The organism is Thermoanaerobacterium butyriciformans (assembly GCF_017874545.1).
Taxonomy (GTDB): domain Bacteria; phylum Bacillota; class Thermoanaerobacteria; order Thermoanaerobacterales; family Thermoanaerobacteraceae; genus Thermoanaerobacterium; species Thermoanaerobacterium butyriciformans.
Genome location: NZ_JAGGLT010000018.1, coordinates 56793 through 69704 on the forward strand (window position 1 = coordinate 56793; position 12912 = coordinate 69704).

Genomic DNA, 12912 nt, shown 5'->3' on the forward strand with positions numbered 1-12912 from the left:
CCTGAATAAGGGATGAAGTGCAGAAATGGTGGTTTTATATTGCAATTTTAAAAATATTGTTAAAAACTATTGAATTTTATTACGGTTACTGATATAATAATTATAGTAAGCGAACTAACTTGGAGGTGTAAGATTGAGAGATAACGGGAAAGGCGGTGCGCTAACAGAAGTAACTTTTTACATTTTGCTTTCCCTGTATACACCAAGGCATGGATATGCTATTATGCAGTTTATTGAAGAAAAAACAGCAGGACGACTTTCTTTAGGAGCGGGAACACTCTATGGAGCATTAAATGCTTTGCAAAAAAAAGGATGGATTGCTTTTCACGGGGACAATGAGGGGAGAAAGAAAGAATATTTAATCACAAAAGCAGGCAAGGAAATTGCAAAGAAAGAACTGCTACGACTGCAAGAACTTATTCAGGTTGCAACTGAAATCATTGGGGAGGGGTAAACTTTATGAGTAAAAAGTATCATCGCTTTTATGATGGTTTATTATCAGTGCAGGAAAATTGGCTGAACAAAATGGCGAAAAAAGGTTATCGCTTAGTTCGCACTGGTAAACTACTTTATGAATTCGAAGAATGCGCGCCGGGACAATTTGAATATCGGATTGAGTTCATAGGTCATAAATCAAAAGAGGACGTAATAGATTATTGCAATTTCTTAGAGGATTTGGGTTATAAAGTGTTTTTCAAAAACATCAATTTGAATTATTCAATTGGAAAATTACGTTATCGTCCATGGGCTGAAAAAGGTGGGCGAATAGCAACAAATTCAACAACGTTTGACCGTGAATTGCTTATTGTTGAGAAAAAAAACGATGGTAAGGAATTTGAATTGCATACTTCCTATGAGGATAAGTTGAAATACTGCAAATCTTTGAGAAACGCTTGGCTTTGGTTTTTTTTATTGTTTGCGATTTTGGGTTATGTGCAACGTTCCATTGTTTGGGGTATTGGCGGGTTACTCGTCCTTATTCCAATTATCGCGTATCAATCTGAAATTATTAAAATCAGACACAATGCTAAGATAAGGGAGTGGTGACTATGCAAAACAAAAATAAATTATTTAATAGCAAAAAGCTTATTATTACATTAGTTGCTGTTATTGCTCTTGCGGCGATTATGCAATTTACTGGACTTGCTTCATTTGGTTCATATGCGAAGGTTCTCTTTTTTGAGAACAAGGGTGAAACTAACTGGGGAGCCCACTACTATATGCTTACTGGAAAGCTAAGCAAAATTTTGCACTTAGGCGATGAGAAATGTTACTTAGATATAAATGTTGAAACTGATGCAGGAAATATCAGTTTGCTAATAAAAGGTGCAGATGGAACAACGTATTTTCACAAAAAAAATATACAAACGTCTTCATATAGTGTTACCGCAACTGGTACTGTAAGGGCAACTGTAATTGCAGAAGGGCATCGAGGTAGTTTTTCGATAGAAAAGCATAATGCCAAATCTACCAATCCCTAATTATTGGCAAAGTAGTGTTAATTCACTGGGAAATTAAAAATAGATATTATCCATATATTAAAATTAAGTAATCTCATATTTTTGCAAACATTTAAAACTATATTGACGTTCTTGATATATTATTAATTTCTAACTACATATACTTATTATCAATCTAATTCATTATATAATCTGTTTTCTCACTTCTTCTAATAGCTGTTAAACACTATATCTATTTGATATTTTTCTTGCTTATCTTACCAATTCGTTTTTCAGACCTGCTTACGGTATCTTTTATTTCCGTAACAGCGTCATGGGAATGGAGTTGCCTGTACTGATGAAATGGTGTTATAGCTCTTTGCTAATGTGCAGGCAGCAAAAATGTGCTCTGCTTTCAAAAATAGCCATTGCCAGAATAACCGAAGGCAACAAGGAAAAGACAATAAACAGTCTCTAATGACGGCTGGAAGTCATTCCACGAAAATCCCGTGCTTGCTTGCTATTTTAAGCAGCAAGAGTGATATGATTATTCCTTTCCTTTACCGTACTTCCTTAAGATGAATTCCTTGAATTCTTCGAGGGCTTTTTTAGCTTCATCTGGAAGTTCTGACATTGGATCATCTGTTTTGTGGGTAGCTATGGTCTCTGTTTTATCTTTGGCATTGGAAGTATGGTTGTGCCTATGCTCAGTTCGACCAAGGAGATAATCAACGGATACATTAAAAAGATCGGCCATTTTTTGCAAAGTACCCCATTCAGGGAACCTTTTTCCTTGTTCATAATGTGTTATTGCAACACGTGAAAGATTTAATTTTTCCGCAAGCTCTCGTTGAAGAAGTCCTTTTTCCTCTCGGAGCCTACGAAGCCTTTCCGGAAAACCCTCTCTATTAAAAATGATTTTAAACACTCCTTTCTGACAACATGCTCTATATGTTAATTATACCCACATAGGTTACCTACAGCAACATTAAGTAACAATAAGGAACTTTTTTATCGAAAAGTGTGCCGATAGGACTTGACAAGTTACATTTTGTTACTTATAATTAAAGTAATAGTAAGTTACGAGTTGGAACTTAGGGAGGTGGATAAATTGAAACAATATAGTAAACTTGCTGAAATTCGAATTTCCAAAGGTTTAATACAGAAAGATGTTGCCAAGGCAGCAGGTGTAACACGGGCTTTTTATACACAAGTAGAAAATGGAACACGGGTGCCGTCATTGAAAGCAGCAAAGGCAATGGCAGATATACTGGGGGTGTCACTGGATGTTTTTTTTGATGCTCTTGGAGTAACAAAATGGAACTCAAATGTAAAGATGAAGAAGGGACTAACTCCAAGGTCGTTAATTAGTAATTCATCAAAGGAGGTGATGTCTTGGAAATAACAAGACGCCTATCTCTCATTGCTATGTATGCGGCAAAAACTTTAAGCATCTGAATGTCATTTACTTTGCCAAAATCCACAACTACATCGACTGCGCGTAATGCCCAAAAGCCACAAAAACAGGCTGCGCAGATTTGTGTCGACCTCTATAGGTTATCAAAGAACAAAGGTGATCCCTATGCTAGTCAAAGGCGTAATTGTTATCGGCCATTGTCGAGCTCCTTGAAGTAAATTTAGATGTTTTCCTTTGCCAGGGAGCTGAACCATTGACTATGCAGGGGTGTTGGGTTGTTGCACACAATAGAAAAAATATATTGATAGATGAATTTTTTTAATGAAATTGAATAAGTTGATATTGAGGATAGATGAGTTTACTTATCAGGTTATGAAAAGGATTAATTTTAAACTTATACAAAAACATTCTTTTAGTTGGATCAACTTTTGGGAGACATAAAGTGTACCCCAAAATTAAAATAAGCATAAACATCAATTCCTAAAAATATTTATAAAAAGGGGAGGTGCTTATATTTTATGACTTAAAATTCTTTGACTCGTATGGGTGGCTAAAAGTTTTCTTTGATGTGGAGAGGGCAGGAAAAATTAAAAATAAAAAAAGGAAGAGGGAGATTTTATGAAGTTCAAAAAGCTTATAAGCATGGTACTTGTGATTTTAATGGTATCACTGCTTATAATCGGATGCGGCAACAATTCCAATTCCAACAAAACTTCTGAAAACAACAAGACAACGACAACAACTGAAACTGCTGTAAAACCTGGTGAAGCTACACCTAGAAATGAAACACTTTATATAAGTGGCTTACAATGGGGACCTCCTACGACATTTAATCCATTAAGCCCTAGCCAAACTTCACTTCCATTGTCAGCTACAAGTATAGCAAGAGAGCTAACATATGAAACATTGTTTATGTACAATCAACTTGATGGAAAAATGTATCCACTCTTGGGGAAGACATATCAGTTTTCGCCAGACAATACGGTTTGTACCGTAACTTTAAACCCTGATGCAAAATGGAATGATGGTGAAAAAGTTACAGCTGATGATGTCGCGTATACTTTTGAGTTGGGCAAAAAATATCCCGTTTCATGGTCTAGCAACTGGAATTACCTTGATAGTGTTACTGCAAAGGACGACACAACTGTAGAATTTAAATTAAAGAGCGACAATAAGAATCCTTTAATGGTTGAAGAAGCGCTAGAGTCGGTTTACATTTTGCCGAAACATGTTTGGACAAAGATAGAAGAGAAAGATAACAATGATTTCAGTAAAATTTCAAGTGAAGTAAATGCAAATCCTGTGGCGTCGGGACCGTACAAAGTCTTCTATTATGATAATACAAAGGTTGTCTTGATAAGAGACGACAATTATTGGGGTAAGGCACCTTCAATGTGGGGCAAATTGCCGGCACCAAAATATATAGTTCACAATATATTTAAAGATAATGCTGCCGGTGATACTGCTTTAAGGCAGAATCAGGTAGACGTTTCACAGCAATTTACACCGAATATTCAGACTTTTGGACCAAATATAAAGACTTATCTACCAGACCCTCCATACTATATGCCGGGAGTTATACCTTGGCTGGTTATAAATGTCACAAAACCGGGACTTGACAATGCAAATGTACGTCGTGCAATAGCAATGGCCATAGATTACGATAAGATTGCGAAGAATGCCATGAGTGGCTATTCAGGAACGATGTCACCATCATTGATGCTGCCTCTTGATTCAGAGCAAAAACTTATAGATCAAAGTCAATTAGCACCTCTTCAATGGAAGTCCCATGATATTGATGGTGCCAATGCATTGCTGGATTCCATTGGTGCTAAGAAAGGACCAGACGGAATAAGGGTGTTAAACGGACAAAAATTGTCGTTTAAAGTTGAGTGTCCAACTGGATGGTCTGACTGGAATGCAGCACTTGAAATTGTAGCATCGTCTTGCAAAGAAATAGGAATAAACGTTCAAACATATTTTCCACAACAGTCTGTTTGGAACAATGATATGCAGACAGGTAATTTTGATATGGGCATGTACTCATATCAAGGTATAGGAATATCTTCTCCTTGGGCACGTGCATATCAGGGAATGAGCTCAAATGGGTATGCTCCTATAGGTCAGACAGCTTATTTCAACTATGGCCGCTATAAAAACTCTGAAGTAGATACTTTGCTAAATCAGATTCCAAACATAACAGATGAAACGCAATTGAAAGACGCGTGGACAAAGCTTAATGAGATTTACTTAAAAGAGGTTCCAATGATTGGCTTGATGTACAGGCCTGCTGACTTCTATACCGTTAATACTTCTGTTTGGAGCGGATTCCCTGTTGAAGGCGATGGCACAAATATACCTCCAAACATCTGCATGGATGGATATGGTGTAGCAGCTTTATATAAAATTCATTCTTCTAAATAAAAAATAGAGGAGAGTTTAAGGTGAAAAGCTATAGAAAATATATGACAAGTAAAATTGTGTGGTACGTCCTAACTTTTGTAGTAGCTTTATTTCTGAATTTCCTTTTGCCAAGGTTGATACCGGGAAACCCGGTATCAACCATTGTTTCAAAAATCACCAGCGGAATGGCAGATACAAATTCGATTAAGCGTGTTTATGAGACATTTGAGAAAGAATTTGGATTAAACAAGCCTATCTGGGAACAATTTTTAATATACGTTTCCAATCTTTTACATGGAAATATGGGCACTTCTTTTGGACAGTATCCGCGAAAGGTAACAGACATATTGGCAAGTTCAATCGTGTGGACAATAGGACTCCAATTGCCTGCAATTATTGTAAGCTGGATTCTTGGCAATGTTTTAGGGGTTCTAGCAGCTTACATAAAGAAGGGTTTTGATAAAGTCTTATTTCCAGTTTTTCTATTTATAAGTTGTATACCATCATTCGGGTTTGCTATAGTCCTAGTGTGGCTATTTGCTGTCGCACTAAAAATAGCTCCAGCCAGTGGTGGATATGCATTTGACATGATTCCAAGTCCTACATTGTCATTCTTTCTTTCAGTATTACAACATTATCAACTTCCATTTTGGTCCATAGTTTTGGTAGGAATTGGTGGTCAGTCTCTTGGTATGAGAGAGATGTCTATATATGAATTAAATGCAGATTATGTCAAGTATTGTCGATTATTAGGTCTTAAGGATTCAAAAATAGTGAGATATGTTTTTAAAAATGCAGTACTTCCGCAAATAACCGGACTAGCACTTTCTTTAGGTACAATGGTAGGAGGTGCACTTATTACAGAGATCGTTTTTAGCTATCCTGGTTTAGGCTCAGTGCTTTTTAACGCCATTGCTGCACAGGATTTTCCTCTTATATCAGGATGTACTCTTTTAATCACTACAGGTGTTTTGATAGCTAATTTTGTTATAGATATAGTTTATGGTTTGATAGATCCTAGAATTAAAGTTGCCCAACAGGAGTGATGAGATATGAAAAATAATTTCAGTATTATTTTCAAGTCAAGTAAATTTAGGCTAGGATTTATAATTTTTGCTTTATTGTTATTGAGTGTGATTATTTTTCCAATTGTGAATAAGGAAGATCCTTTAAAAATGAATTATACAATGTTTCAAAACCCTGGCCCTAATTTACCACTAGGTGCTGACAATTTCGGGAGAAATGAATTAGTAGAATTAATAGCTGGTGGCAAGACATCGCTAATTATAGGAATCTTGGCTGGAGGAATTGCCACGGGTGTAGGGCTTATTCTGGGACTTTTTGGTGGATATATAGGTGGTTTAGTTGATGATGTACTGTCATCAATTACAAATATATTTCTCGTCATACCATCATTTATTATATTGGTATTAATATCTGTCAGTATTAGTTCCAGATCGTATTTAACTACCGCCCTAGTAATTGGTTTCACTAGCTGGCCTTGGACTGCAAGAGCTGTCAGGGCACAAACGATATCATTGCGGAATCGTGATCATGTAAACCTCGCAAAAGTTTCAGGCTATAGTATACCAAAGATTATTGCAACTGAAATATTGCCATATATAGCATCATATGTTGGTATGGCATTTATACTTCAAGTTGCATCAGGAATTCTTTCAGAAGCGACTATATCAATGTTGGGGCTTGGTCCGCAAAATACTGTGACACTCGGGCTTATGTTAAACTGGGCTACAATGTATGAAGCACATATGAGTGGTGCATGGTGGGCTTTTGTACCGCCTGTTTTAATGATTGCGCTGATTACTTTTTCGCTAAATTTGATGAACACAGGTCTTGATCAGATTTTCAATCCACAAATAAGGAGTTAATAATTATGGCTGAAAAATTATTAGAAGTTAAAAATTTAAAAAGCGTCTATAAGACAAGATTTAATGAAAAGATTACTGCAGTTGATGATGTATCATTTGATTTAGAAGATGGCAAATGTTTGGGTATAGCAGGAGAGTCAGGATGCGGCAAATCTACATTAGCTATGAGCGTTATGGGATATTATTATCCTCCTCTTTTTTATGAGAGCGGTATTGTAAATATATCTGGAATTGATATAACGAAAATTCCGTACAATCAGCTAAGAAAAGAGATACTTGGAAAGGAAATAGCGTATATACCTCAAGCAGCGATGAATGCACTAAATCCTACGCAAAGGATTATAAATTTAATAGAAGATGTGATGGAAGAACACATATCTGGCATTACAAAGAAAGAGATAAGAAAAATAGCCGAAGATAGGTTCGAGACACTTAATTTGCCAAAAGATGTTCTTCAAAGATATCCTATTGAGCTTTCAGGAGGGATGAAGCAAAGAACAGTTATAGCGATTTCCACAATATTAAATCCAAAGATTCTTATTGCAGATGAGCCGACATCAGCACTGGATGTTACGTCTCAAAAAATAGTGATAAAGCTCTTAAAAGATTTAATAAAGAGAGGATTTATAAAGGCGATGGTTTTTATAACACATGAATTGCCTCTTTTATACAATATAGCTGATGATATTATGGTTATGTATGCAGGTGAGATTGTTGAATCAGGAGAAGCAGAAGAAGTTATTTTTGATCCAATTCATCCTTATTCTAATGGATTGATGAATTCAATAATTGTGCCAGAAAAGGGTATAAAAGGGAAAAAGCTGACGGTTATTCCTGGTGCTCCTCCTAATCTAAAATACAAATTGGAGGGATGTAGATTTTTTGATCGGTGTTTATTTGCAAAAGATGAATGTAAAATCAGTGAGATAAATATGAAATATGTAAATAATAGAAGTTATAGGTGTGTATTGCAAGTAGATGAGCTTAAGGAGATGTATGAAGATGGCAAGAAACCAGCTACTACTTAGTGGAAAAGATGTAACAAAGATATTTTCAAATAAAAAGAAAAAAACTATTGCCGTCGACCATGTTAATTTTGAATTCGAAAGTGGTGAAATAATATCCATTGTTGGTGAGAGTGGAAGTGGAAAGACCACATTAGCTAAAATGATATTAGGATTGCTTAACCCATCCAGTGGGGAAATTATCTTCAGAGGTAGACCTATAGAATTGAAGACCAGAGAGAAGCGAATAGAGTATTGGAGAAATGTACAGCCAATTTTTCAAGATCCTTTTTCCTCTTTTAACATATTTAAAAAAGTTGACAATGTATTGTTGGACTGTATAAAGCTTCTTAATATCACGCTAAAAAAAGATGAGAAGTACAAAAAGATTGAAGAAGCATGCAATTTTGTGAATTTAAGATTTGGAGAGATATATAATAAGTATCCCTTTGAACTTTCTGGTGGACAAATGCAGAGACTTATGATAGCGCGTGTATTATTGATACGTCCAAGACTTGTCATTGCTGATGAGCCTACCTCAATGATTGATGCTTGTTCTAGAGCTAGTATACTAGACGCATTAATGAAATTGAGAGATGAGATAGGGACAACAGTCGTTTTTATAACACATGATATAGGTCTTGCTTATTATGTATCTGACAAGATTTTTGTTATGAAAGAAGGACGTTTTGTGGAAGAAGGTTTTCCTGATGATGTTATTTTAAATCCAACAGAAGAGTACACCAAACACCTGATAAGTGATGTTCCAAAAATAGAGAGCAGGTGGGCATTATAGAGATTATTTGTTAATAATTGCTTCTCTCCATCAACTTAAAAATACTAAACATTTTGTTTTTATGCTATCTTTTTAGGTAGCATATTTTTTTAACATTGTATGTTTTTAAAAAATATAATGTTTGTGCTAAAATTATGATTAAGCGATGTTTTACGATATTTATAATAACGAAAGAAGTTGGTTTCTATGGATATAAATAACATAAAGATGGTTGGAATAGATCAAAGTACGCCTATTGAAATTAGGGAGAAAGTATCTTTTAATAAAAATATTGATTGTACGTTGCAGGAATTAAAAGAATATGGGCTTGATGAAGTAGTTATACTATCAACATGCCATAGAAGTGAAATATATTTTTATTCGGAAAGTATAAGTTTGGAGATGATAAAAGATTTTTATGTGGAGCATTTTAAGTTAGAAAAGGACTTTAAAAATTATCTTTATGGTATATCTGGCATAAAAGTCGTGGAACACATTTTTAGAGTTGCCTGTGGGTTAGAGTCGATGGTTGTGGGTGAAGACCAGATATTGGGACAAGTGAAAGATGCACTAAACATTTCACAAATTAATAAAGGATCTGGCAAAATATTAAATAAACTTTTTAGGGATGCCATTACTCTTGGGAAAAAGGTCCGCACAGATACGGATATAAAAAATTTTTCATCGTCTATAAGTCATATTGCTGTTAAGTTTATAGAAGATGTGTTTAAAGATGTAAAAGATAAAAATGCTTTTGTTATCGGGACAGGTGAAATGGGCAAGATCGCTATAAAAAACCTTATTGCAAAAGGTGTCAATGTGTGTGTCTCAAACAGAACCCATACAAAGGCTCAAAACATAAAAGAGGAGATACCAGAAATAGATGTTGTGCCATATGAAGATAAGTATGAACAAATTGCAAAAAGCGATATAGTGATAAGTGCTACAAATGCACCACATTATACTGTTTGCTATGACAAATTTAAAAATGTTTATGATGGAAAACGGATTTGCATGGTTGATATTGCGCTTCCGAGAGACATAGATCCTAAGATTGCAGAAATTAATGGTGTAAGCCTATATACAATAGATGATCTTAGAAAAACTGCTGAAGAAAATAGAAAAAAGCGTATTGATGTTATTAAGGATATTGAGAAAATGATTTGTGATAAAAAAGCGGAGTTCAATGATTGGTTTAAGACGATAAAGATTGAACCATACATTAAAAAGATAAACATTTATTCACACAACATATGCGATATAGAATTTGAGAGATTGGTAAACAAACTTGAGGGTGCAACAGAAAGAGATAAGGAAAATATTAGGATATCTTTAAAAAGAGTTGCAGACAAGATGTCGAATATGATGATATCACACATAAAGAAAGATGTTTTGATGAATGACGATATATCCTTTAATGAAGATCGAAGAGAGGAAAACATATGAAGAAGATTAGAGTTGGGACTAGATCAAGTGAGCTTGCTTTGACTCAGACACTTATAGTGATTAATGAAATAAAGAAGTATAAACCTAATATTGAATTTGAAATAGTAAAGATAAGTACAAAAGGCGACAGTGTATTAAATGCACCTTTAAGCGAGATAGGAGGCAAAGGTCTTTTTGTTAAAGAAATCGAAGATGCATTGATTAATAATGAGATTGACATGGCTGTTCACAGCATGAAAGATATGCCTTACGAAGTACCTAATGACCTTAAGCTTTTATCTGTATATAGAAGAGAAGATCCACGTGATGTTTTTATTTCAAGGAGTGAAAAATTTATTGACTTAAAAAATAATGCAAGAATTGGTACAAGCAGTTTAAGGCGAAGTGTCCAGCTTAAGAATTTGAGGCCAGATATTGAGATAGTACCCATAAGAGGTAATATTGCCACGCGAATAAAGAAAATGCATGAGCTAAACTTAGATGGTATAGTATTGGCGGCATCTGGAATAAAACGGCTCGGCCTTGAAGACATGATAAAGGATTATTTTCCAGTTGAATTGATTGTTCCGGCACCGTGTCAGGGAATACTGGCTGTAGAGATTAGGAGGGATTTTGAAGAAGAATTTTTTGAAATTTATCCAATGCTACTTGATGCAAAGACTTTTTTTGAGTCGTCCGCTGAGAGAAAAATAATGAAGAAGTTTGGCGGAAATTGCAAGATACCATTAGGAATATATTCAGAATATAAAAGGAATGGGAATGATGATTTAATTACGGTGAGAGTATCATATTATAAAGATGGGAAACTTATAAAGGGTAGAGAAACAGGATTAATGAGGGATATAGATAAAATAGGTGATAGACTAGTTGAAAAAATTGGAGGTATATAATGGCAGGCTTTGTTTATTTAATAGGTGCGGGGCCTGGTGATATAGGTCTTATTACATTAAAGGCAATTGAAGCGATAAAAAAGGCAGATGTGATTGTATATGACAGATTGATAAATGACAGCATACTTGCAATGGCTAAAGATGGTACTGAGCTTATAGATGTTGGAAAGATGCCTGATTCACATAAAGTGCCACAATGGAGAATAAATGAGATTATTGCTGAAAAGGCTATGGAGGGCAAGTCGGTGGTGCGATTAAAAGGCGGCGATCCGTTTGTATTTGGAAGAGGCGGTGAAGAAGGGGAGTATCTTTACGATAAGGGCATACCGTTTGAAGTGATTCCGGGAATTACCTCTGCTATAGCTGTTTTGTCTTATGCAGGTATTCCTATTACACACAGGAATTTAAGTTCATCATTTCATGTTATAACAGGCCATGAATCTGACGGTAAAACTGAAAATCTCGATTGGAAAGTGATTGCTAAACTTAATGGAACTCTTGTATTTTTGATGGCCATGAAGAACATTGAATTTATAGTAAATAAACTTATCGAAAATGGCATGTCTAAAGATATGCCTGCTGCTGTAATAATGAACGGGACAACGCCGCATCAAAAGGTGATAAAGGGCACTTTATCAGATATTGCAGAAAAGTCCCGCAATGAAGGTATGCATAATCCAGCAATAATAGTCATTGGAAAAGTTGTAAACATGAGTGAAAAGCTTGACTGGTTCGAAAAGAAACGACTTTTTGGAAAGAGAGTCCTTTTAACAAGGACATACGACTTAGCTATGAGTACTGTGGATGATTTAAAAGATAATGGGGTAGATGTTGTCATATGCCCAACGATAAAGATAATTCCGGAAGTAGATAATGTATCAAAGCTTATTGATAATATTGAAAAATACGATTATATTATTTTCACAAGTGTAAATGGCGTCAACGTCTTTAAAGAAACTATCAATTTAAAGAAATTTGATTTAAGAAAATTGAATGGAGTAAAGATTGCAGCGATAGGCAGCAAGACATGTGAGGCTCTAAATAAAATGTATATATATCCAGATATTGTACCTGAAGAATATACTTCAAAGGCTTTAGCAGATAAGCTTAAAAACATTCCAATAAAGGGGAAAGTTGCACTCTTGACTTCTGATATAGGCGGTGATGTGCTTATAGACAATCTTAAAGATATCGCCTTTTTAGATAAGATTGTGGCGTATAAAAATACCCCAAATTATGAAATAAAAGATAAATTAATAAATGAAATTAAAAAGGGTATTGATATAGCAATATTTACAAGCACATCAACATTTAACTATATGTCTTTAATATTAGGAGATAATATGTCTTACTTAAGAGATGCAAAAATAGCCGCAATAGGACCTGTGACGAAAGAATCAATAGAAAGAAATGGTTTTAAAGTTGATATAATTCCAAATACTTACACACTTGAAAACTTGATTAGAGAGATTTTAAAGCGCGAAGCATGAGTTATATTCTTCGCGCTTTAATGGTGCGCCCGGCATGGGCGATAACTAGGCGGTGAAAGTCCGCTGTGGGCTTGGTAGTGGGAACCACTAGCTGAACCGCAAGGGTGTCCATCGCGAGGTGGAATCTGAAGGAAGCGGTAGGCAAAATCTCGGTCTGAG

Annotated in this window: 13 protein-coding genes; 12 read left to right on the forward strand and 1 reads right to left on the reverse strand. The window is 35.2% G+C overall.

Features of this window, described 5'->3' with window-relative positions; translation table 11 throughout:
* Window positions 1-133: 133 nt before the first annotated feature.
* The 3 genes from J2Z80_RS08880 to J2Z80_RS08890 are packed head-to-tail and all read left to right on the forward strand — an operon-like array spanning window position 134 to window position 1481.
* Entirely contained in the window at window positions 134-454 is a 321-nt protein-coding gene (locus J2Z80_RS08880) for a PadR family transcriptional regulator (protein WP_015311792.1), read from the forward strand.
* Window positions 455-459: 5 nt separating this feature from the next.
* Window positions 460-1047, forward strand: a complete 588-nt coding sequence (locus J2Z80_RS08885) for a DUF2812 domain-containing protein (RefSeq protein ID WP_209454066.1) — start codon at window positions 460-462, stop codon at window positions 1045-1047.
* Window positions 1048-1049: 2 nt separating this feature from the next.
* Entirely contained in the window at window positions 1050-1481 is a 432-nt protein-coding gene (locus tag J2Z80_RS08890) for a hypothetical protein (RefSeq protein WP_209454067.1), read from the forward strand.
* A 505-nt stretch (window positions 1482-1986) separates the two neighbouring features.
* Here J2Z80_RS08890 and J2Z80_RS08895 read toward each other — a convergent pair.
* On the reverse strand, window positions 1987-2367 hold the full coding sequence (locus J2Z80_RS08895) for a helix-turn-helix domain-containing protein (protein ID WP_349292590.1): 381 nt from the start codon (window positions 2365-2367) through the stop codon (window positions 1987-1989).
* A gap of 183 nt (window positions 2368-2550) precedes the next feature.
* On the opposite strand from J2Z80_RS08895, the gene J2Z80_RS08900 reads away from it, so the two are divergent.
* The 9 genes from J2Z80_RS08900 (at window position 2551) to cobA (ending at window position 12753) form a co-directional block, all read left to right on the forward strand.
* Window positions 2551-2844 carry a helix-turn-helix domain-containing protein gene (locus J2Z80_RS08900; protein ID WP_209454068.1) on the forward strand — a complete coding sequence of 98 codons (294 nt, stop codon included), beginning with the start codon at window positions 2551-2553 and terminating at the stop codon, window positions 2842-2844.
* 630 nt (window positions 2845-3474) lie between these two features.
* Window positions 3475-5280, forward strand: a complete 1806-nt coding sequence (locus J2Z80_RS08905) for an ABC transporter substrate-binding protein (protein WP_209454069.1) — start codon at window positions 3475-3477, stop codon at window positions 5278-5280.
* A gap of 20 nt (window positions 5281-5300) precedes the next feature.
* Entirely contained in the window at window positions 5301-6305 is a 1005-nt protein-coding gene (locus tag J2Z80_RS08910; RefSeq protein ID WP_209454070.1) for an ABC transporter permease, read from the forward strand.
* 129 nt (window positions 6306-6434) lie between these two features.
* Window positions 6435-7148 carry an ABC transporter permease gene (locus J2Z80_RS08915; protein ID WP_245301240.1) on the forward strand — a complete coding sequence of 238 codons (714 nt, stop codon included), beginning with the start codon at window positions 6435-6437 and terminating at the stop codon, window positions 7146-7148.
* 5 nt (window positions 7149-7153) lie between these two features.
* Entirely contained in the window at window positions 7154-8176 is a 1023-nt protein-coding gene (locus J2Z80_RS08920) for an ABC transporter ATP-binding protein (protein ID WP_209454072.1), read from the forward strand.
* Window positions 8151-8948, forward strand: coding sequence for an ABC transporter ATP-binding protein (locus J2Z80_RS08925; protein ID WP_209454073.1), 798 nt, complete (start codon window positions 8151-8153; stop codon window positions 8946-8948). Before J2Z80_RS08920 ends, J2Z80_RS08925 begins: the two co-directional genes overlap by 26 nt.
* 186 nt (window positions 8949-9134) lie before the next feature.
* Window positions 9135-10373, forward strand: coding sequence for a glutamyl-tRNA reductase (gene hemA, locus J2Z80_RS08930; RefSeq protein ID WP_209454074.1), 1239 nt, complete (start codon window positions 9135-9137; stop codon window positions 10371-10373).
* Window positions 10370-11263: a hydroxymethylbilane synthase gene (gene hemC / locus J2Z80_RS08935; RefSeq protein WP_015311780.1), complete on the forward strand. Its 894-nt coding sequence runs from the start codon at window positions 10370-10372 to the stop codon at window positions 11261-11263. The genes hemA and hemC overlap by 4 nt, the downstream gene beginning before the upstream one ends.
* Entirely contained in the window at window positions 11263-12753 is a 1491-nt protein-coding gene (gene cobA, locus J2Z80_RS08940; RefSeq protein WP_209454075.1) for a uroporphyrinogen-III C-methyltransferase, read from the forward strand. The genes hemC and cobA overlap by 1 nt, the downstream gene beginning before the upstream one ends.
* The last annotated feature ends 159 nt before the right edge of the window (window positions 12754-12912 follow it).

Coding starts and splice junctions, on each gene's coding strand:
- J2Z80_RS08885 (WP_209454066.1), top strand. CDS start 460: ATGAGTAAAAAGTATCATCGCTTTTATGATGGTTTATTATCAGTGCAG.
- J2Z80_RS08890 (WP_209454067.1), top strand. CDS start 1,050: ATGCAAAACAAAAATAAATTATTTAATAGCAAAAAGCTTATTATTACA.
- J2Z80_RS08905 (WP_209454069.1), top strand. CDS start 3,475: ATGAAGTTCAAAAAGCTTATAAGCATGGTACTTGTGATTTTAATGGTA.
- J2Z80_RS08915 (WP_245301240.1), top strand. CDS start 6,435: ATGAATTATACAATGTTTCAAAACCCTGGCCCTAATTTACCACTAGGT.
- J2Z80_RS08920 (WP_209454072.1), top strand. CDS start 7,154: ATGGCTGAAAAATTATTAGAAGTTAAAAATTTAAAAAGCGTCTATAAG.
- J2Z80_RS08925 (WP_209454073.1), top strand. CDS start 8,151: ATGGCAAGAAACCAGCTACTACTTAGTGGAAAAGATGTAACAAAGATA.
- hemA (WP_209454074.1), top strand. CDS start 9,135: ATGGATATAAATAACATAAAGATGGTTGGAATAGATCAAAGTACGCCT.
- hemC (WP_015311780.1), top strand. CDS start 10,370: ATGAAGAAGATTAGAGTTGGGACTAGATCAAGTGAGCTTGCTTTGACT.
- cobA (WP_209454075.1), top strand. CDS start 11,263: ATGGCAGGCTTTGTTTATTTAATAGGTGCGGGGCCTGGTGATATAGGT.